The sequence below is a fragment of the Vibrio sp. MOR3 genome, from assembly GCF_001557775.1.
In the GTDB taxonomy this organism is placed as follows: Bacteria; Pseudomonadota; Gammaproteobacteria; order Enterobacterales; family Vibrionaceae; genus Vibrio; species Vibrio jasicida.
Map to the genome: position 1 here is coordinate 197,103 of NZ_LNRD01000008.1, position 19,866 is coordinate 216,968.

Below are 19,866 nucleotides of genomic sequence, written 5' to 3' on the forward strand. Positions count from 1 at the left end.
AAGAAGGTGATTTAACACTATTAATTGAGGTTCTTACGATGACTCTTAACAAGTACTTTGTTTTCATTCCGGCAGATATGGATCAGGAAACGCACAAGGAACAGAAAGTGAATTCTGAAACGGAAACTCAACGTCAGGCATTAGTAAAACAGGCGCAGCAAGAAGGCGGACTGTAAGGCTAGGTTTCAAAATAAGAAGAGCACCCAAAGAGGTGCTCTTTTTTTATCTCTCACACTTCATCATTTCAGCATACCAAGACTCTTGAGTTTGCGATAAATGGTATTGCGGCTCAGACCCAACATGCGCGAGGTTTTACTGATGTTGCCTTGGTTTGCTTGGTAGGTTTTCACCAACTTATCTTCCACAGTCGTACGCATGTCTCTGGTTTTTGACGTACCCACTTGTTCGATAACATTTGTTTGGCTTAGCTTTTTGGCAAGATGAGTAGGTACGTGGCTAAGCTCGAGTTGCGTTTCTCCTTGCGCCATCAAGGCTGACACTTTTATTAAGCTGTCGAGCTCACGCAGATTCCCCGGCCAACCATAGCCCAACATTAATGACAGCAGGTGAGGGCAAATGCTTTGTTCAGACTCTGCGTGACGACGATGAATGTTCTCAATCAGTGCTTGTTTGTCGCTACGCTCTTGGAAACGAGGCAATTCGACGATGAGCCCGTTCAGGCGGTAATAAAGATCCTGACGAAATGCACCTTGCCCAACCAAGAGCTCTAAGTCTTTATGCGTTGCGGCGATGATTTGTGTATCCACTTGGATGGTTTGGTTTGAGCCGACAGGCAACACGGTTTTGTCTTGGAGCACATGCAGCAGTCGGCTTTGTGCTTCTAATGGTAAGTCTGCGATTTCATCTAAGAACAAGATGCCTTTGTGTGCTTGACGAATTTTACCTTGGTAGCCTTTGTTGTTTGCTCCGGTGAATGCACCTGCAACATAACCAAACAGTTCGGATTCGACCAAGTCTTTCGGCAGCGCACCGCAGTTCACGGAAACCAAGGGGCCGTTTTTCCTCTGGCTGTTCTTGTGCAGAGCTTTAACAAACTCATTTTTACCTACGCCCGTCTCGCCAAGTATCAACAAGCTAATGTCTTTGTCGATTACGCGATTGGCTTGTTGCCAGCAGTGTTCGACGGTGGTGTCGCCGTAATGCAGGTCATTCGAGGCAGAAATAGCACGAGATGATGTTTTTCGCTCCGATAATGGCTGAGTTTTGAAGACTAAAGATTCGTTACTGGCAGAATCGTCAAGTATGGAGGCGAGTTGTTGTCCAACAACATTGGTTTGATCCAGCAGTTGTGAGGCAACTTGGTTATGAGCCAGAATCTGACCCTCCTCATTGGCAATGATGATGCCTTGCCAACCGCTATTCAGTAGACCTTGCTCACAAGCTAAATCAACTCGAATGTGCCCTTGAGGAATTTGGTTGAGCAGTTGATTCTCCACTTGTTGAACCATGTTTTGCACTAAAACTTGCGTTGAAAAGTCATGCTTCTTTTGTTCACTGGTGATGTCCAGAACCCCAATCAAGTGACCCAAATGATCAAAGATAGGGCTGGCCGAGCAACTGATGAAACGATGATGTTGTATGAAGTGCTGGTCACCAATCACAGAGACAGGCTTTGCTTCCACTAATGCGGTACCAATGGCATTCGTACCTTTGAGCTTTTCTTGCCAACATGCACCAGAACTGAGTGCAATCTCGGTCAACTTTTCGCGGAATTTAGGTTGTCCCCAGCTCCCAATGATCACGCCTTCCGCATCGGTCAATATTAGGCGACTGTCGCTGTGAGCGAATAGCTGGTTAAACAAGGGAAGAGCGAATTGTTTGACCGCATCGATCAAGAAATTGAGTTGGTGGCGTCTGTCTTCAAGAAACGCGGAAGTTACGCGAATATCGTCTGGTCGACGTCGCTGTTTTAAACCGGCTTGCTCACTTCTATCCCATGAGGTGGAAAGCCAATTGCTGTTGGTAATGTGTTGAAGTTCCATGACTGTACCATTTTGTCACAGTGAGGGTGTGCCATTTTGGAACACTTGAACACTGGTGTTCACACCATACATCCGCTCAAACGTCACTCACTTGGTTTGTTATCGCTTGGTAATCATAGCTTTACATTTAATTAACAACAAGACGCGCGTTGTTGGCATGTGACTTGAGTAATGAAGTGAACAACACAACAGAGTTGAACACTCGGTTGTTTAAAACAAAAACTGAACGAGAACAAAAGGAAGAGTTATGATTTATGCACAGCCAGGTAGTGAAAATGCCATCGTTAATTTCAAATCGCATTACGACAACTACATCGGTGGCGAATGGGTAAAACCAACGGGTGGTGAATACTTCGACAATACATCGCCAATCAATGGTCAAGCGTATTGTAAGGTGGCTCGTTCTGGAGAAGCAGACATCAACCTTGCACTGGATGCTGCACATGGCGTAAGAGCGCAATGGGCGAAAACCAGTGTGACCGAACGTTCGAACATTCTACTCAAGATTGCAGATCGCATTGAGCAACATCTTGAAGAACTGGCTGTGGCAGAAACATGGGAAAACGGCAAACCCGTGCGTGAAACATTAGCAGCAGACTTGCCTTTGGTCGTCGACCATTTCCGTTACTTCGCAGGTTGTATCCGTGCTCAAGAAGGCAGTGCGGCTGAGTTAGATGAGCATACCGCAAGTTATCACTTCCCTGAGCCGATTGGAGTCGTGGGGCAGATCATCCCTTGGAACTTCCCAATGTTGATGGCGGCTTGGAAGTTGGCTCCAGCGTTGGCTGCGGGCTGTTGTGTTGTGCTAAAACCTGCCGAACAAACGCCGACTTCGATTCTCGTTCTCATGGAGAAAATCGGTGATCTTCTGCCCGCTGGCGTAGTGAACGTAGTCAATGGCTTTGGCTCAGAAGCAGGGCAAGCACTGGCGACCAGTAACCGAATCGCTAAGTTGGCATTTACGGGGTCAACGGAAGTCGGTAACCATATTCTGAAATGTGCGGCAGAGAACCTTATTCCATCGACGGTTGAGCTTGGTGGTAAATCTCCAAATATCTACTTCCCAGATGTGTTTGATCACGAAGACGAATACCTAGATAAGTGTATTGAAGGCACCTTACTTGCGTTCTTCAACCAAGGGGAAGTGTGTACCTGTCCATCACGTGTATTGGTGCATGAGTCTGTGTACGACAAGTTTATCGCTAAAGTTGCAGAACGCGCGCAGACAATCAAGCAGGGTAATCCACTTGATACCGATACTCAGGTTGGCGCTCAAGCCTCGCAAGAGCAGTTCGACAAGATCCTGAGTTACCTAGAAATCGGCCGTCAAGAAGGCGCGAAAGTCGTGTTTGGTGGCGATGTAGCGAAACAAGAAAACGACTTGGAGCAGGGCTACTACATTCAACCGACTTTGTTACAAGGTCACAACAAGATGCGCGTATTCCAAGAAGAGATCTTTGGCCCGGTCATCGCAGTGACCACCTTCAAAGATGAAGCGGAAGCACTAGCGATTGCCAATGACACGGAATATGGCTTGGGTGCAGGTGTGTGGACGCGAGACCAAAACCTTGCTTATCGCATGGGGCGAAATATCGAAGCAGGGCGTATTTGGATTAACTGTTACCACGCATACCCAGCACATGCTGCGTTTGGTGGTTACAAGAAATCGGGTATCGGTCGTGAAACCCATAAGATGATGCTCGATCACTACCAGAATACGAAAAACCTGCTCATTAGCTACGACGTCAATTCGCTAGGCTTCTTCTAGAGTAAAGATAGAAAACACTTTAATTAGAAAGCCCTGAATCATTCAGGGCTTTGCTCATCTCTGAAAACCCAGTCATAACGACTCACTTTTTTTCCACACCGTCACTGATAATTTATATATCAAGCATCAATGAATAAATGTGTTAACTGTTTGCTTTGTTCTTGGTTAATGCCTTATTAAACATCAATGGCTTGTATGTTCAACTCAGTGGTTCCTTTAGGACAGAACAATTACACAAGTCATTTGGTTCATCGGAAATGAGATAACTAAATGAAAAAAAGATCCGTATTAATACCCTTGTTTCTCTTATCAAGTGCAGCTCATGCGGCGAGCGATTATGTCGTTGGTCAATTGATTCCTGAAAAAAGCGTCGTGGTAAAAAGTGAAGTCGTCGGCGTGGTGGATTCTTATCGCTACGATAACGGGGACTCTGTGATTAAAGGGCAGGAGCTTTTATCTTTATCCTCAGAAGATTATGCATTGAGTTTGGACTTAGCCCGTAACGAGTTAGAGGTGAGTCGCGCCGAGTTAGATATTCAAGAAAAGCAATTAAAACGTTATCAATCCTTGCTGACCAGCAATGGCGTCTCGGCAAGTGACGTGGACAACCAAATTCGTGTGACTAACATTGGTCGAGCTCAATTCAACGTAAGCAATACTCACTACAAAATTGCCGCACGAACATTGGATAAAGCCTCTCCAGATGCGCCTTTTGATGGAGTGATCATCAATCGCTCTGTTGAGTTAGGCCAGTTCATTTCGGTGGGCGATGCGCTCTTTACCATTGCAGATATGGAACGATTGAAAGTGCGTTTTCACCTGTTAGAAATTGATTTCAACAAGTTCAGTAAAGGCGAGAAGGTTAAGGTCGAAGTGCCTTCCGTTGAGCAAACACTAGATGGCACCATCACCTTGCTTTCTCCTGCTTTCCAAAACAGTGAACCGGGCTTCCTTGTCGAAGTGACGGTCGATAACGCCAACGGCGAGCTTAATCCGGGCATGGAATCGTACGTGTATTTCAATGATCAGGAGGCACTGTGAATTTCTTCTTAGATTTGCTCTCTCACCGAAAGTTTGCGTCTAAAATCCTGACCATTTTGATCATCAGCATTGGTGCCCTTACTGCCTACAATCTTCCCCTTGCTGAGAAGCCTCGATTTGACTTAGGAAAAGGCGATATCGTCACGGTTTATCCTGGTGCCAGTGCGAAAGACATTGAAAGCAACATCACCAGTAAAATTGAGAAAGAACTGCTGTCTATTTCAGGTTTGAAAGAGTTCACCTCCACGTCGGAAACGGGCGTCTCAAACATCAGCGTTGTGTTGGACAGCAATGTTTCTGATCCGAATGCGGTTTACCAAGACATTCGAGATGCTCTGGCAAGGGTAACGGATTTACCCGCTGGTGTGACCGAAGCACCAGCGTTGTCGATCAAAAAGTCGTACAGCTTGGATTTCATGGTGGTTGGTATCTCTGGCGATGTTGGTTATAAGGCACTGCGAGATAAAGCCAAAGACCTAGAGTTGGCTCTGCGACGCGTCGAGGGGATTGGTGAAGTTTACACTGTCGATTTGCGTGCACCAGAATTCTTAATCCAACTCGAACCAATTTCTTTAAGACGCTACGGCTTAACATTGGATCAAGTGGCGGCATTGATTGCAGAGCGTAATACGCTGATCAGCGGTGGTCGTCTAGAAACCTTAAAGAACAACCCTGAACTGATGACCGCTGCCGAGCTGGATAGCATTGAAGAACTGCGTGAAATGTTCATCTCATTCAGCCCGAATATTCAGCTCAAAGACGTCGCAGGTCTCATTGAGGATGGGTTTGAAAAAGGTGAGGTTTATGGCTCAATCAATGGTAATAAGAGCATTCTTTTTGACTTAAGAACCAATGAAAGTGCGGACGTTATTAGCACCTCTAACGCGGTGAAAGCTCTGATTGCAAATCAGCAAAATCTACTCGGTGACAAATACACTATCGCCATCGGTTCTGATTTGTCTGAGGACATCCAAGAGAAAGCGCGCATCGTGCAAGACAACGGCTTGGTTGGGCTTGGCTTGGTGTTGATTACGTTGGCGCTTTTCCTTGATAGACGCATTGTATTTTGGGTCGCGGTTTCTATTCCCGTATGTATCTTCGGCACGCTGGCTTTGCTACCTCCTTTCGGTCAGATACTCGACGTGTTCACCATGTCCGCCTTAATTTTGATCGTCGGAATTATTGTCGATGATGCCGTGGTGGTGAGCGATAAAATCGTGGCACTAGTTGAAGAAGGTTATCCGGTTGATAAGGCGGTCTCGCAAGGGGTGAAAAGTGTATTCCCAGCGGTGTTGGCAAGCATTTTATCGACCATGATTGCCTTCATACCTTTGCTTTTCTTACCGGGGAACAGCGGTAAATTGGTGTATGTGATTCCGCTTACGGTCATTATTGCGTTGTGCTTTTCGTTTATCGACGCGCTGTTTTTTATTCCTGCCCACTTAAAAGGCATTTTGAGGAAGAAGAGTCAGATAAAGAAAAAGCCATTTTTAGATTTAAGCGCACTGAATCGTTTGATTGAATTTGTCATTCGAAACAGCAAGGTCGCGTTGCCATGCATTACAGTGGTGATTCTGACTTTAGGAGCCATTTCATATAAGAGCTTGAGCTTCTTGTTCTTCCCAACAGACGGCGCGTATTTGATAGAAATCAGTGCTGAATCGAATCCAGAGTTAGATTTGGATGACGTCTGGAAAGAAACACAACAGCTCGAAGCGCTGATCAAAAGAACTGAAGAGGTGAACTATTGGTATGGCGAAGTGAGCTCACCAAATAGCTATTGGGTGATTTCATTGACGCCACCAAACAGCCGAACAAGAACTGCAGAACAAATCGTCGAAGAGTGGGAAGAGAAAGCCACGCAAATTACTGGGTTGGCTCAAATTGAGTTCGATATTGATGGCGGCGGTCCTCCGGTAGGGCGTCCGGTGGATTTGCGTGTTGTTGGCGGTACGGATGAAGGGCGCGAAAAGCTTGCTAATGACCTGACAGCGTACATTGAATCATTAGAAGGGACGAGCCGAGTACGACGTGATTTAAATGCACCAGCACCACAGATTCAAGCTGAGCTGCAGCATCATTGGCTCAAGTACTACGGCATCAGTGCCAACAAGGTCGGGGATATCATAAAGTTTGCGATTGACGGTCAACGCGTGACGCGGATCTTTAATGGTGAAGAAGAAGTGTACTTCCGAGTCGCGCTAGAAGAAGACGACAAATCCTTAAAAGAACTGGATAACATTCTGGTTCGTGCCAGCAATAACAAGCTGGTGCCTTTAAGTGAGCTGGTTCGCTGGAAAAATGCCGATGCAGAAGCGCAAATCAAACACTTCAATGGTGAGCGAGTGATTCGTGTGTCGTCCGGTGTCGATTCGACTGTGACCGATCCAGTTGCCGTTTTTTCTGCGGTTCAAGAAGCCTTTGCCAATAAAGAATACGGCGGCGCTTCTATCATCGCGACAGGGCAGATCTTAGAAACACAAGAAGCGCAACAAGGCTTTATGATCGCGATTAGCGTGGCGTTTATTGGTATTGCGTTGCTTCTGATTCTTCTGTTTGACCGAATGCGCGAAACCTTGATTGTATTGACGGTGATTCCATTTGGCATCGCAGGCGCGCTGTTCATTCTGTTCTTACACAATCAGGTGCTGAGCTTTTTCTCTATCATCGGGATGATTGCCTTGATTGGTATTATGGTGAACAACAGCTTGGTGCTGATTTGGCACTTCAAAGAACACGAAGCGGAATGTAACGAAGCCAACTTGCTAGATTTTGTCATTCGTGGAACACAAAGCCGCGTAAGGCCAATCACCTTAACAACAATTACAACCGTTGCAGGGCTTATCCCGCTTGCGTATGGCTTGGGTGGTTACGATAACTATATGTCACCGATGGCGCTGGTGGTCGGTTGGGGCTGCGTGATCTCGATGATCGTCACACTTACCGTGATTCCATCCATTTATCTATGGACTCACAGGAAAGGGAATCAAAGTGTATCCGCAGTCAATGACAACAGCGAGGAGAGAACCTTAGCGACCGACTAAGTACGCTGGAAACACCGGACAGCCCGTAGGCAAACTCTGCGGGCTTGTTACTTTGGACTAAAGCTAAAGTCGTACGCGGTTCATAATTGCTTACCGATCAATGCCTTTTGCGACGTGGTGATAATTCTCAGGATGTGATCTCGAACGTTATCAACTTGTTAACGGTTGCTATACTTATCTGGCCATAAACAAAGGAAAAAATAAGGACGTTCAATGTTAAAGCTCAAGCAAATTGCTGTTGCGGCTTCTCTGGCTGCACTAAGTGCAAGTTTTTCAGTTTCTGCTAAAGATACGTTCGTAACCATTGGTACGGGCGGTGTAACTGGCGTGTACTACCCAACAGGTGGTGCTATTTGTCGTTTGGTGAACAAATCACGTGCCGACCATGGCATCCGTTGTTCAGTAGAAAGTACCGGTGGTTCTATCTACAACATCAATACCATTCGTGCAGGTGAGTTGGATTTAGGTATCGCTCAGTCAGACTGGCAGTACCATGCTTATAACGGTACGAGCAAGTTTGAAGATAAAGGACCTTTCAAAGAGCTTCGTGCTGTGTTCTCTGTACACCCAGAACCGTTCACCGTTGTGGCTCGTAAAGACGCTAATATCACAACGTTTGATGACCTAAAAGGCAAGCGAGTGAACATTGGTAACCCAGGCTCTGGTCAGCGCGGTACAATGGAAGTGTTGATGAAAGAGTACGGCTGGACGAATGACGATTTCAAACTGGTGTCTGAGTTAAAAGCATCAGAGCAGTCTAAAGCACTGTGTGACAACAAGATCGACGCGATGATCTACACAGTAGGTCACCCAAGTGGTGCGATTAAAGAAGCGACTACCTCATGTGACAGCAACATCGTAACGGTAGCCGGCCCACAAGTTGAGAAGTTGGTTTCTGATAACAGCTTCTACCGCATTGCAAACGTACCGGGTGGTATGTACCGTGGTTCAGAAAGCGATGTACAAACCTTTGGTGTAGGTGCGACGTTTGTTTCTTCAACGGCAGTGCCAGACGAAGTAGTTTACAACGTAGTGAAAGCGGTATTCGAAAACTTTGACGATTTCCGCCGTCTTCACCCAGCATTTGCAAACTTGAAGAAAGAAGAAATGGTGAAAGATGGTCTATCTGCGCCGCTTCACCCAGGTGCTGAGAAGTACTACAAAGAAGTGGGCTTGATTAAGTAATCTCACTCAGAGCCAATAAAAACGCCATCGTAATTTGCGATGGCGTTTTTGTTTGTGTGCTATCTGAACTTGTTGTTATTGAAGTATAAAGTAGAGGCTAATATTCAAGACCTTTAGAGGTGGGTTCTCGAACGCTATTTAGAATGCGTAAATGATCGTCATTCCGCTAAGCGTGTCGTCTCTTTTTCCTGCTCCTAATCCATCTTCTTCTGTTGCTCTTACTTCCCCTGAAATGATGAATTGTGGTGTCGCGTGGTAGCTGATGCCGAATGAGTAGACATTGCGATTGCCGTTTACCTGTAGCGTTGAGTCATCGAAATCTACGTTAGATAGGTAAATGTAAGGACGAATACCCATGGCGAAGTAGTAGTGTGCGTATACGTCATAGGCATTTGCATCAGCGTAAAGGTTGGGTTTACCTGTTGGCGCTGTACCATCAAATCCGTAACCAAACAAATCGGTTTCGTGTGCATTTTCCCCGATCGTATAGGCTGCCGATATTTGGAAGCCTTGGTTTACGTACTTTGCGGCAACAGTCGTCAGCTCTTGCAAATCACCATCATTTAAACCACCAGAACTATCTTCCACTTTGTTGCGCATATAGGTAGTTCCAAGGCTCAAACCAGAGTCAAAATCGTAGCTTAATGCGAGTGCTAGGTTGTTATCCCTAGTCAGCCCGCCCATTTGATTGCTCACGTTATTGAAGCCGTATTGAGCTGATAGGTTCAATGCATCAAAGCTGTTGCGATAAACGACAAGATTATCACCGCGTGCCGTCGCTAAAAATCCACCGTCTTTTCCATCACTGAATAGTGGTGTTGCGTCTGGATCAAAAACGATGAGGTTGTCCATGTATCCCGCTACATCGTAATAAGCAGAATATTGCTTACCAATTCGCAAGCTACCTAACTCAGTGTGGTTGACGGAAATGTAACCCAAACGACTACGGAATTTATCTCCATTTTTGTTTCCAAACTCATTTGATGGTGGATTGAGAATCGTGTCCCATTCAAACTTAACGTCCGTAGACCACTTGTCATTGAGGGTACGTGCTACACCAATGTTCAATGTACTGCGACTCGTGTTAAAGAAGTGGTCAAGAAAGTGAACAGGTTGGAAGTAGTCCATGAGAAATGCACCACCAATATCGACTTTGTTTACTTCGTCTTCATAAACAGTTACTGAATAAGCATTGTTAGAAAGTAGAACAGTGGAAGCGACAATAAGTAACTTAGTTTTCATCTTAAACTCCATTTCAAAATCTCTGTTTACTGGCTAATAAGGGTGGGTAGGAGATCCATCATCGACATGAAGTGGAAGGTGGCAGTAAGCAAACCAAACAGAAGCACCATGACGATCATTGTGTTGCCAAACGGGGTTTTAAATCCTTCTTGTCCCCCCTCGAGTTGACGAGTTTTATAAACGAGTAAGGCCGGGACAAAACAAGTCCATATGGTTGCGGCAGCGCCTGCGTATCCAATTGCTATGACGAATCCAAATGGGAATAAGAGGGATAAGATGAGTGGTGGAAGAAAGGTTACGAGACATGTTTTGGTGCGTCCTTGTCGCGTATCTGAAAACTTGAAAAGGTCAGCAAGGTAATCAAACAAACCTAGTCCCACACCAATGAAAGAAGAGAGAATCGCAGCCATTGAGAAGGCATTGATCGCATTGGAAACTTTATCTGAATCGATGACGGAATCTAACGCTGCGAGCAATGTTTCAACATTGCCGCCTTGTTCAATCACTGGAATAAACTCAGAACGAGGCAAATTACCATTAATACTCACGAGCCAAAGCACGTAGAGTGTAAACGCGATGCTTGTACCTCCGAGAATCGCAAACTTAGCGTGATATTCACATTTGTAATAAGCTCGCATGGTTGCTACCGAGTGATGGTAACCGAAGGAAGTTAACGCCACTGGTAACATCGCCATAGCGAAAGGCGCGTAATTTGTTTCTTTACTGATTTGGTCAAACAATATGTTGGTATCTATATTTATCGCTAAACCTGATACACCAAATATAAAACTCAATATCATGAAGATAATCAGAATGACTGAAATTCTGTCTACCGCTCGTGTTGAATGCCAAACAAATAACGAAAATATACTGACAAATAAAATAGAGGATATTTTGCTATTAATACCAAGAATACCTTCAATGATAAGGCCTGATGACGTGATATAAGCATAAAGTAATATGCCTCCAACAAAGTAAACTGCGATATTATTTAGAATGTTTACTTTATTGCCAAGAACGTCTTGCGTGACAGTATTAAAAGATACTTTTAAATCATATCGCTTAAAAGATTCTAAAAGCATCCATCCTGATATTGTCATCATGATCATGGTTACTAAAATGGCAATAATACTCCAGGTTGTCCAAGCGCCAGCTCCAGCACTTGGTAATCCGAGCATTCCTGCACCTACGCAAACACTTGCAATTATACAAGCGCCGCCAAATAAGGACGGTTTCTTTTCCATGTTTATATTCCTGTAAATGAAATGAATAAACTCAAACCAAATAACGTGTAAGAAAGGAATCTCGCGCATCTAATTATCGATGCGCGAGTGTCTTTTAGACCTCTTTTAAGCGAGCAGTAAAGTGCCGTAGTACTTTTGGTTCATAAGTGAAATCCAAGCCTTTTACGTTTTGAGCGTTCTCTTTCACTTTTTGGAAGGCTTCTATGACAAAGTCCATATGGGTTTGCGTGTAAGTAGCGCGAGGAATGGTAAGACGTAACAGTTCTGCGGGACACGGATGTTGTATGCCGGTAGCGGGATCTCTGCCAAGTAACAAAGAACCGATTTCAACCGCACGGATGCCCGCTACTTTATACAGTTCGCAGGCGAGCGCATGAGCAGGGAACTGCTCTGAAGGAATGTGTGGGAGTAATTTCCCGGCGTCAACAAATGCTGCATGGCCGCCCGCTTGTTGGCAGACTACGCCAATGGCTTCTAAGCCATCCACCAAGTATTGGACTTGTCCAATGCGGTATTCCAACCACTCAGTGCGCATGCCATCATACAATCCCACAGCAAGGCGTTCCATGGCACCGCCTTCTAAGCCGCCGTAAGTAGGAAATCCTTCTTGCACGACACACAAAGTTCGGCTCTCGGTGTACACATCCATCATTGAGTCATCTTTGAAACACAACAGACCTCCCATTTGTACCATTGCATCTTTTTTCGCAGACATCGCAAGGGCATCAGCGTATTTGTAAGTCTCTTTGGTGATCTCTGCGATGGTCCAGTCTTTATATTCAGGCTCACGCTGTTGTACAAAGTACGCGTTCTCGGCGTAACGTGCAGAATCCATGATGACAGGGATGTCGTAGCGTTGAGCTATCTCATAAACGGCTTTTAGGTTGGCAATAGAAACAGGCTGACCACCGGCTGAGTTACATGTGATAGTGCTGACAATGTAAGGGACGTTTTCTGCTCCCGCCTCTAATATTGCGTGTTCTAATTTCTCTAGATCAAAGTTACCTTTGAAGTTAGCAGTGACGGACGTATCGAACGCCTCTTCGGTATAAACGTTTTTGGCAACGCAGCAATTCACTTGCGTATGGCCTTGCGTTGTATCGAAGAAGTAATTGGATAGGGCCACCATTTTTGAGCGATCTAAGCCTTTTTCCTGCTCACGCTTTTTGATGAGTATTGGGATGTAAATCTGCTCTGCACCGCGGCCCTGGTGGGTCGGGATGGTCAGTTCATAGCCGAAAATGTCTTTAACCGCGTTGGCTAGGGCATAGTAACTACGACTTCCGCTATACGCCTCATCACCCATCAACATTGCAGCTTGCATTTGTTGGGTAATAGCACCAGTACCACTGTCGGTGAGTAGGTCGATAAACACATCTTCACTATCGAGCAGGAATGGGTTCATGCCTGCTTTTTGAATGGCTTGTTCTCGGTATTCACGTGTGGTGGTTTTTACTGGTTCTACGACGCGAATGCGGAATGGTTCTGGCAAATGTTTAAAGTTTTCCATAATTAAGTCTCTTATTTTATATAGACGTGCGAAGCTAGCCTTTAATATTTTTATATTTAATAAAGGAAGTGCTAAGAAAATAAATGTAATAAGGATCGACTAACCTTCTTACCGATGGTTAGTAAGATGAGACTAGAGAATAGAAAAAAGAGGTAGGACAGATAGTTTAAAGTCGTTAGTGTACCAAGCTATTGAGCTTGACCATAACTTTTCTTGGATCTGAATATACTTCATATTTAATCCTGTGAGTTATAGTGGTTAGACACATTATTATGCTTACATAACTAATATAAATTAAAAATGTAAACGTGCAATAATTGTGAGGTTGTTAATGTATATACTGGGAAAATGTTATATACGTTCACATAATAAATCCGTGATTATGCAAGGAGTTTCTATCCAGATTTTTTAACTTATAATGCTTTAGTTGGTGTTTTTTAGTATGAACAACTTTAATTTAATGAGTAGTTAAGGTTTACATAATTAACTTGTTTCTAATGTTTTCTAAAGAAATAGCAATTGATTGCGTATTAAAATGTTAGCAATAGCCATGTTCTTTTTACATATATACATCGATAAAAAAGTAGATAGTGATGGCGATAGAAGAAAGGGCAACAAAGCCTTTTACGTGGCTGGGATTCAACTGGCGAGACACACGTGCTGCCAAGTAGCCGCCCACTAATGTGCCAACCATCACAACGCTGCCTTTGGTCCAATCGATTGAACCGTTAGCAACAAAAATCACGATAGCAATCAGAGAAACACAGGTCGAAACCAGCAGCTTAAGCCCGTTCATTAGGTTGATATCTTGGTGTCCTGCAACCACTAAATAACTCAACACGATGACGCCCAATCCGGCATTGAAGAACCCACCATAAGCAGAGACCCCAATCAAAAGAAGACTCAGCGCAATCACACCCAGAATGCCGGCGTGTTTGGTCTCTTTGGTCAGAGATTTAATCAACGCAGTGATGCGAGAGCCAGTTAAAAAGAGTACGGTTGCGAATAACAGTAGCCATGGAATCGCTTCAAGAAAAACAGATTCTGGCGTATTCAACAGAACGTAAGCACCGACAGCGCCACCAATCAAACTGAAAGAGATAGTGAAAGCCAGTTCTTGCTTGTTCTTCATGATTTCTTCGCGAAAGCCGATTGCACCACTGATGTAGCCTGCGCAAGAAGCATAAGTATTCGTCGCGTTCGCCATGATGGGAGGCACGCCAACCGCCATTAATGCAGGGAAGGTAATGAAGCTACCACCACCGGCGACGGAGTTCATGATCCCACCAACGACGCCTGCCGCAAACAAGAGAGCAAATTCCAGCAGCATAGAGGTCCTTTTTTGTTCTTATAATTTTTGTTTCATAACTGTTAACACTACGCAACTCACGCAAAGAAATAAAGTAGCGATTAGTCCAATAAAAAAGCCACCGCAGAGGGTGGCTTGGTTTCAAGGTCTATCTTGAGGGAGAGATAGAATGCTTATTGCTCAACTTTCACTGGTTGTGCTTTAAGCTTTTGAAAGAGTTTTACAAACAGTGGACTGCCAAGTACCAATACTGCAAGCACTGTGAATGTCAGTGTGATTGGGCGTTCCCATAAGAAGCTCAGTCCACCGTCGGAAATCATCAATGCACGGCGTAGGTTCTCTTCCATTAATCCACCAAGGATAAAGCCAAGCAACAGCGGTGCGAGAGGGAAGTTTGCCAGCCTTAGTGCGATGGCAGCCATTGCCACAAGTAACATCACAAACACGTCCATGGTGTTGAAAGAAACCAGATACACACCCGTAATGGAGAAGAACAGAATCATCGGCAGCAACACGGTTCTTGGTACGGCCAACAGCTTTGAGATGTATGGGATCAGCGGTAGGTTAAGAATCACCAACACAATGTTGCCGAAGTACATGGAGATAATTACCGACCAGAACACATCTGGGTGCTCAACAAACAGACGAGGACCCGGCTGAATACCGTATGCGATTAACGCTCCTAGCATGATTGCGGTTGTACCAGAGCCCGGAATACCAAGAGTCAAAAGAGGAACGAAAGAACCACTAGATGCTGCGTTGTTCGCTGATTCCGGAGCAACCAAACCTCGGATGCTGCCTTTACCAAACTGCTCTTTTTTATCCTTTGGAGCTAGGTTACGTTCCATGCCGTAACTTAAGAAGGCGGCGATGGTTGCACCTGCGCCCGGAAGCACACCAGTAAAGAAGCCAAGGATCGAAGAGCGAATAGAAACCGGTGCCACTTCTTTGATTTCTTCCTTGGTGACTTTCATCGAACCAATGTTGCTCAGCTTATCTTGTTCCTCATCACGAGTGTCCTCAGAAGGCTTCAAAATGCCCATCAACGTTTCACCCAGCGCAAAGGTCGCCATTGCTAACAATAGGAAGCTGAAGCCGTCCATTAAATCCGTTAGACCAAAGGTGAAGCGTTCAACACCGACGCCTTTATCAATACCGACAGTAGACAACATCAAACCTAGAATTGTCATCATCCATGCTTTGATCACTTGTCCTTTGCCAGCGAAGGCAGCCACTGCGGATAAGCCAAGAAGCATTAGCGCAAAGTAGTCTGAAGATTGGAAGCTTAGCGAGACGTTAGCCAATGCTGGTGCAGCCACAAGCAGCATGATTGCTGAAAGCGTGCCACCAGTGAAAGAAGAGTAAGCCGCCAGCGCAAGTGCTTTACCTGCTTGTCCTTTCTGTGCCATTGGGTAGCCATCAAACGCGGTGACTACGGTTGAAGAACAACCCGGCGCGTTGATAAGAATAGAGGAAGTTGAGCCACCAAATACCGCACCATAGTAAACACCTGCCATCAGAATCAAACCCGAAGACGGATCCAAACCATAGGTGATAGGGATCATCAGAGCGATGGCAGAAATAGGACCAAGCCCCGGTAGCATGCCGATAAACGTACCGACAAAACAGCCAACAACCACCATCATGATGTTCATTGGCATCACGGCGGTGGATAAACCTTGTAGAATTCCATCTAACATAATTCAGTCCTTTCTTTTGACTACCAGATGGTGAAAATCAGACCAGGCTCAAGGTAGATATCCAGACCTTGAGTGAGCAACAAGTAAAACGCGATAACGAACGGGAATGAGGCGCCAAACAACACAGATTTACGTCGTTCGCCAAGAAGGTAAAAGCCCGCAAGCAGGAAGAATCCTGTCGCTAATACAAAGCCGATGTAAGTCAAACCTACGCCATAAAGCGCCATCAAAACTAAAAAGGCGATGAGCAATTTCCAGTTGAATGACATCACAGCGCCGCTTTGTTTATCGGGCTGACCAGTGACCAGTAGCATTAACGCTAAACCAATCCCAACGTAGGTCAGAATGGTCGGTAAGGTGCGAGCCGTGAAGGGTTCGTATTCATCCCCGGGAAAGAGAGGGATTTGCGTAGTTTGGTAGCCATAGCATAGGCAAAACAACAAAAAGATCATCGCACCGACACGATCGCGGCACAGCAGATTCTCTTTGGTAAAAATATTGGTTGAATGAGACATATCCAACTCCTAGAACAACAAGAAAAGACCGTATATGGGCGTTAATGAAGAAGGACTAAGTCATTAACAATTAAGCGCATTGCTGCTAGTCGAGTTACTTAGTGTTTACCAATCAATAAACAAAGGAGTTTTTACTTGTCGATTATCGACAATGCCCATATACGGTAAAATTAGAGTGCAAATACAACTGGGGCTAGGGATAGCTAACCCCATAAACTCGGATGAGAGTTATTGCTTCTTAAGGAAACCTAATTCGCGCATTAGATCGCCCATTTGCTGCTCTTGCTCTTCTAGGAACGCGAAGAACTCTTTATCCGCTTTGTAGTTGTCAATCCAACCGTTGCGGTCACGAACAACTTGCCATTCGTCCGTTTTGTACATCTTGGTCAGAGCTGCGTTCCATTCATCGAGTTTGGCTTGGCTTGTGCCAGGAGCGGCAAAGAAACCACGCCAGTTCGCGAACACAGTCTCATTGCCATATTCTTTCAGGGTAGGGATGTTTGGTGCAGCGTCTAGACGTTTCGGTGCCGTAATCGCCAGTACTTTTACCTGACCAGATTTCGACATCTCTAGCACTTCGCCAAGACCGGTTGAAAGCAATTGCGTTTCGCCAGACAGAAGTGCTGCCATTGCTTTGCCTCCGGCATCGTACGCGATGTAGCGAACTTTACGTGCGTCAAAGCCTTCGCCTTTAAATGCGGCTGCGACGACTAGGTGATCCATCGAGCCTCGTGCAGAACCGCCAGCGATTTTTACTTTACGTGGGTTAGATTCGAAATCTTTGACCACATCTTCCCATGTGTTGTACTTCGAATCCGCGGAAGTCACGATAGCGCCGTAGTCAGCAATCGTTGCGGCTACTGGCGTCAGATCTCGGAAAGACTGCGGGAAGATCCCCGTAAGTGAGCGAACAACGATTGGTGTTGAGTTGACCATCAACGTGTCAGGTTGACGCTCAGCGGTTTCGATGAGGTGCGCAATGGCTTTACCACCACCGCCACCAGAGAGGTTTTGGAAAGAGACATTCTCAACGATGTCGGATTTAACCAGTACATCACCTGTGCCACGAGCTGTCATATCCCAACCGCCACCAGCACCACCAGGGATTAGGAAATGGAGTTTTTCAACATCAGCAGCAAAAGCGTGGAAAGAAAATGAGGCTGCAATGATGGATGCGGCGAGCGTTGGTTTGAGTACCTTTAACATGTTTCACGTTCCTTATGTTGGTGACTCTCTTGTTTTGAAGAGCCTTATTATTTGTTCTCCTAACGAGGTAGGGAGACTCGCTAGTGATGAGCTAAAGGTTAATAAGGTGTTAACGCGATGTCTCTAATGCGTAGATAAAGAGAATATTGAGCATAAGCGACATTTTGTTCATAAAGTTCACGCAAACATCCGGCCAGAGAATGTGGTGAAAGACTAGGTTGGTCACATCAATTAAGAGTCTAAAACCGCCATAATGATGGAGGTTGAATAGGGAGGAACAGCGATGAAAGGAACATGTTTATGTGGCGCTATTGAAGTGACCGCACCTAAACACAATGAAGTGAGCTTGTGTCATTGCGATATGTGTCGAAAGTGGTCAAGTGGACCTCTGCATGCGGTGCATTGCGGCCCCGATGTGACATTTAGTGGTGCTGAGCCCAAACGCTATCAATCATCCCAATGGGCAGTACGAGGTTTTTGTGCTGAATGCGGTACGAACATCTATTACCATTTATTGGCAACGGATGAATACATTCTTTCCGCTGGGTTATTTAATGAGCCAGATTTCAAATTGAGCTTAGAGATCTTCACGGATGAGAAGCCTGCGTACTATGATTTGCAGCCACACAGCAAGAAAATGACAGCTCAAGAAGTGTTTGAACAATATGCGCCAGAAGAGTAGATAATCATGAAGTTTCTTTGGTTAAAGGTATTACTGACGGTAGCGGTATTTGCTGGTTTGTTTTTGATTGTCTATCAGCAAGTACAAAGTGGCGTAAGTTGAACATAAAAAGCCGAGTACAACTCGGCTTTTCGCTTTTTGCTCACGTGTGTGTTTGATTACTTAAGCATGTGAACATAGTTATAAAACTCGACATCGCGTACGTAACCGTGTTTTTCATACACAGATTGAGCAGCTTTGTTGTCTATGCCTGTGCTTAACATGACAAAGGCAGAGTCGGTCTCTTTCGCCAGTTGGTCTGCTTGTTCCAATAAGCGTTCACCAATCCCTCGTTTTCTCTGGGATGAATCCACATACAAATCGTAGAGAAGCCAGATCTTTTTCATTTCTAACGAACAGAAGAGTGGATATAGCTGCGCAAAACCAAGCGTTTGCCCACTTTCATCAGTCGCGTAGTACACGACTGATTCTTCATTCTCAATACGAGCTTTGATAAAAGCCTCGGGATCTTTACCTGAAACATCGACTTGGTAGAACTCAAGATACTTCAGGTAAAGAGGGGCAATTTTTGCAACGTCAGAGGCGTCTGCTTTTTTTACAACGATCATAATAAAACCTCAAAGGCATACAGGACGTTAGCAAGCATACGCCTAATGTGCAGTAAGGCTTTCCGGTAATCTAATCTCTCTAAAATGATGAGCTAACAATAGTCGTAGAATTTACTCACTTTCAGCTCATCCATGGCCACGATGCCTTCTACATCGAAAGCCGTGAAGGGACGATGAATATTGATAAAACAGCCCGCATCTCGGATTTGTTGTAGGGATTTTTCCTTACCTAAATAGACCAGCAATGAAGGTGTTTCCGTCGAGCCCGTATTGGCAAGATTGAACCCATCGATTTGCATTGCATTCGCCACGTTAAAATCATCCAACGCGAGTGAACCCATTCGAATATAAATGTCATGATCTGACAGTTTTGCCAACGGTTCCTTTTCAACCCCTTGTATTTTGGCCTTGGTCATCACGACCTCATTGGTGGCATGAAAAGCACCAACGAAAGCTTCTAGGGTATTGATTCGAGCCTCGCGTTGCATTTGCATCATCTTAGGTGCAGAAAACAGTCCAATGATCGCCAGTACTACAACTGCAACCACCACTTCCGTTAGGGAGAATCCTTTTTGTTTCATAGAGATTTCTTATAAATGGGGTGTAACACAAGAGAGGCGACATGGTAGCGAGCGAAGTGCTCAGGTTAAATTTGAGATGAACGATTGTTTCAACAGATAAAACCTATCAGTGCTTCTTCTCAACCAAATACAAGCGATGCTTTTTTCTTATTTTCACGACAAGCAGTGTGTCTTCATTCCCACTAGTATAAATATTGAGCTTATTAGAAAGGTGGTGTCGATGTAGGT

16 protein-coding genes are annotated in these 19,866 nt (G+C 45.0%); 6 read left to right on the top strand and 10 right to left on the bottom strand.

Going from position 1 to position 19,866, the window contains the following annotated elements:
- Positions 1-38 precede the first annotated feature (38 nt).
- Entirely contained in the window at positions 39-176 is a 138-nt protein-coding gene (locus ATB76_RS28480) for a hypothetical protein (protein WP_009704374.1), read from the top strand.
- A gap of 63 nt (positions 177-239) precedes the next feature.
- Here the strand turns inward: ATB76_RS28480 and ATB76_RS16600 are convergent, their stop codons facing one another.
- Positions 240-2,003 (bottom strand): sigma-54-dependent Fis family transcriptional regulator, encoded by a 1,764-nt coding sequence (locus ATB76_RS16600; RefSeq protein ID WP_042601383.1) that lies wholly within the window; start codon positions 2,001-2,003, stop codon positions 240-242.
- Between the two features lie 247 nt (positions 2,004-2,250).
- Here ATB76_RS16600 and ATB76_RS16605 point away from each other — a divergent pair, with 247 nt between their 5' ends.
- The 4 genes from ATB76_RS16605 to ATB76_RS16620 all read left to right on the top strand — a co-directional run bounded on the left by ATB76_RS16605 (position 2,251) and on the right by ATB76_RS16620 (position 9,041).
- Positions 2,251-3,771, top strand: coding sequence for an aldehyde dehydrogenase family protein (locus tag ATB76_RS16605; RefSeq protein WP_042601384.1), 1,521 nt, complete (start codon positions 2,251-2,253; stop codon positions 3,769-3,771).
- Between the two features lie 270 nt (positions 3,772-4,041).
- Positions 4,042-4,812 (top strand): efflux RND transporter periplasmic adaptor subunit, encoded by a 771-nt coding sequence (locus ATB76_RS16610; RefSeq protein ID WP_061035751.1) that lies wholly within the window; start codon positions 4,042-4,044, stop codon positions 4,810-4,812.
- On the top strand, positions 4,809-7,856 hold the full coding sequence (locus tag ATB76_RS16615; RefSeq protein ID WP_061035752.1) for an efflux RND transporter permease subunit: 3,048 nt from the start codon (positions 4,809-4,811) through the stop codon (positions 7,854-7,856). The genes ATB76_RS16610 and ATB76_RS16615 overlap by 4 nt, the downstream gene beginning before the upstream one ends.
- Positions 7,857-8,069: 213 nt before the next feature.
- Complete coding sequence (locus ATB76_RS16620) at positions 8,070-9,041, top strand: TAXI family TRAP transporter solute-binding subunit (protein WP_009704380.1); 972 nt, start codon at positions 8,070-8,072, stop codon at positions 9,039-9,041.
- Positions 9,042-9,179: 138 nt separating this feature from the next.
- On the opposite strand, the gene ATB76_RS16625 is transcribed toward ATB76_RS16620, so the two are convergent.
- The 7 genes from ATB76_RS16625 to ATB76_RS16655 all read right to left on the bottom strand — a co-directional run bounded on the left by ATB76_RS16625 (position 9,180) and on the right by ATB76_RS16655 (position 17,767).
- Positions 9,180-10,283, bottom strand: a complete 1,104-nt coding sequence (locus ATB76_RS16625) for a porin (RefSeq protein ID WP_061035753.1) — start codon at positions 10,281-10,283, stop codon at positions 9,180-9,182.
- 26 nt (positions 10,284-10,309) lie between these two features.
- A complete protein-coding gene (locus tag ATB76_RS16630; RefSeq protein ID WP_061035777.1) occupies positions 10,310-11,527 on the bottom strand; it encodes an aromatic amino acid transporter in 1,218 nt (405 codons plus the stop codon).
- Between the two features lie 94 nt (positions 11,528-11,621).
- Positions 11,622-13,037 (bottom strand): tryptophanase, encoded by a 1,416-nt coding sequence (gene tnaA, locus ATB76_RS16635; RefSeq protein WP_061035754.1) that lies wholly within the window; start codon positions 13,035-13,037, stop codon positions 11,622-11,624.
- Between the two features lie 559 nt (positions 13,038-13,596).
- Positions 13,597-14,367: a sulfite exporter TauE/SafE family protein gene (locus tag ATB76_RS16640; protein ID WP_038867546.1), complete on the bottom strand. Its 771-nt coding sequence runs from the start codon at positions 14,365-14,367 to the stop codon at positions 13,597-13,599.
- A 152-nt stretch (positions 14,368-14,519) separates the two neighbouring features.
- Positions 14,520-16,046, bottom strand: a complete 1,527-nt coding sequence (locus ATB76_RS16645; protein WP_061035755.1) for a tripartite tricarboxylate transporter permease — start codon at positions 16,044-16,046, stop codon at positions 14,520-14,522.
- A 20-nt stretch (positions 16,047-16,066) separates the two neighbouring features.
- On the bottom strand, positions 16,067-16,561 hold the full coding sequence (locus ATB76_RS16650; RefSeq protein WP_061035756.1) for a tripartite tricarboxylate transporter TctB family protein: 495 nt from the start codon (positions 16,559-16,561) through the stop codon (positions 16,067-16,069).
- Positions 16,562-16,789: 228 nt separating this feature from the next.
- Positions 16,790-17,767 (bottom strand): tripartite tricarboxylate transporter substrate binding protein, encoded by a 978-nt coding sequence (locus tag ATB76_RS16655; protein ID WP_009704382.1) that lies wholly within the window; start codon positions 17,765-17,767, stop codon positions 16,790-16,792.
- A gap of 283 nt (positions 17,768-18,050) precedes the next feature.
- Between ATB76_RS16655 and ATB76_RS16660 the strand changes: the two genes are divergently transcribed.
- Entirely contained in the window at positions 18,051-18,449 is a 399-nt protein-coding gene (locus ATB76_RS16660) for a GFA family protein (protein WP_038894117.1), read from the top strand.
- Positions 18,450-18,607: 158 nt separating this feature from the next.
- Here ATB76_RS16660 and ATB76_RS16665 read toward each other — a convergent pair whose 3' ends face one another.
- Together ATB76_RS16665 and ATB76_RS16670 are read right to left on the bottom strand one after the other, a co-directional pair.
- The gene (locus ATB76_RS16665) at positions 18,608-19,057 is read right to left on the bottom strand and encodes a GNAT family N-acetyltransferase (RefSeq protein ID WP_009704384.1); all 450 of its coding nucleotides are present in this window, start codon (positions 19,055-19,057) and stop codon (positions 18,608-18,610) included.
- A 92-nt stretch (positions 19,058-19,149) separates the two neighbouring features.
- A complete protein-coding gene (locus ATB76_RS16670; RefSeq protein WP_061035757.1) occupies positions 19,150-19,638 on the bottom strand; it encodes a prepilin-type N-terminal cleavage/methylation domain-containing protein in 489 nt (162 codons plus the stop codon).
- Between the last annotated feature and the right edge of the window lie 228 nt (positions 19,639-19,866).

Excerpts from the sequence above, each read along its gene's own strand:
- ATB76_RS16630 (WP_061035777.1), bottom strand. The coding sequence starts at position 11,527 with ATGGAAAAGAAACCGTCCTTATTTGGCGGCGCTTGTATAATTGCAAGT.
- ATB76_RS16605 (WP_042601384.1), top strand. The coding sequence starts at position 2,251 with ATGATTTATGCACAGCCAGGTAGTGAAAATGCCATCGTTAATTTCAAA.
- ATB76_RS16610 (WP_061035751.1), top strand. The coding sequence starts at position 4,042 with ATGAAAAAAAGATCCGTATTAATACCCTTGTTTCTCTTATCAAGTGCA.
- tnaA (WP_061035754.1), bottom strand. The coding sequence starts at position 13,037 with ATGGAAAACTTTAAACATTTGCCAGAACCATTCCGCATTCGCGTCGTA.
- ATB76_RS16650 (WP_061035756.1), bottom strand. The coding sequence starts at position 16,561 with ATGTCTCATTCAACCAATATTTTTACCAAAGAGAATCTGCTGTGCCGC.
- ATB76_RS16670 (WP_061035757.1), bottom strand. The coding sequence starts at position 19,638 with ATGAAACAAAAAGGATTCTCCCTAACGGAAGTGGTGGTTGCAGTTGTA.
- ATB76_RS16660 (WP_038894117.1), top strand. The coding sequence starts at position 18,051 with ATGAAAGGAACATGTTTATGTGGCGCTATTGAAGTGACCGCACCTAAA.
- ATB76_RS16665 (WP_009704384.1), bottom strand. The coding sequence starts at position 19,057 with ATGATCGTTGTAAAAAAAGCAGACGCCTCTGACGTTGCAAAAATTGCC.
- ATB76_RS16600 (WP_042601383.1), bottom strand. The coding sequence starts at position 2,003 with ATGGAACTTCAACACATTACCAACAGCAATTGGCTTTCCACCTCATGG.
- ATB76_RS28480 (WP_009704374.1), top strand. The coding sequence starts at position 39 with ATGACTCTTAACAAGTACTTTGTTTTCATTCCGGCAGATATGGATCAG.
- ATB76_RS16640 (WP_038867546.1), bottom strand. The coding sequence starts at position 14,367 with ATGCTGCTGGAATTTGCTCTCTTGTTTGCGGCAGGCGTCGTTGGTGGG.
- ATB76_RS16620 (WP_009704380.1), top strand. The coding sequence starts at position 8,070 with ATGTTAAAGCTCAAGCAAATTGCTGTTGCGGCTTCTCTGGCTGCACTA.
- ATB76_RS16655 (WP_009704382.1), bottom strand. The coding sequence starts at position 17,767 with ATGTTAAAGGTACTCAAACCAACGCTCGCCGCATCCATCATTGCAGCC.
- ATB76_RS16645 (WP_061035755.1), bottom strand. The coding sequence starts at position 16,046 with ATGTTAGATGGAATTCTACAAGGTTTATCCACCGCCGTGATGCCAATG.
- ATB76_RS16625 (WP_061035753.1), bottom strand. The coding sequence starts at position 10,283 with ATGAAAACTAAGTTACTTATTGTCGCTTCCACTGTTCTACTTTCTAAC.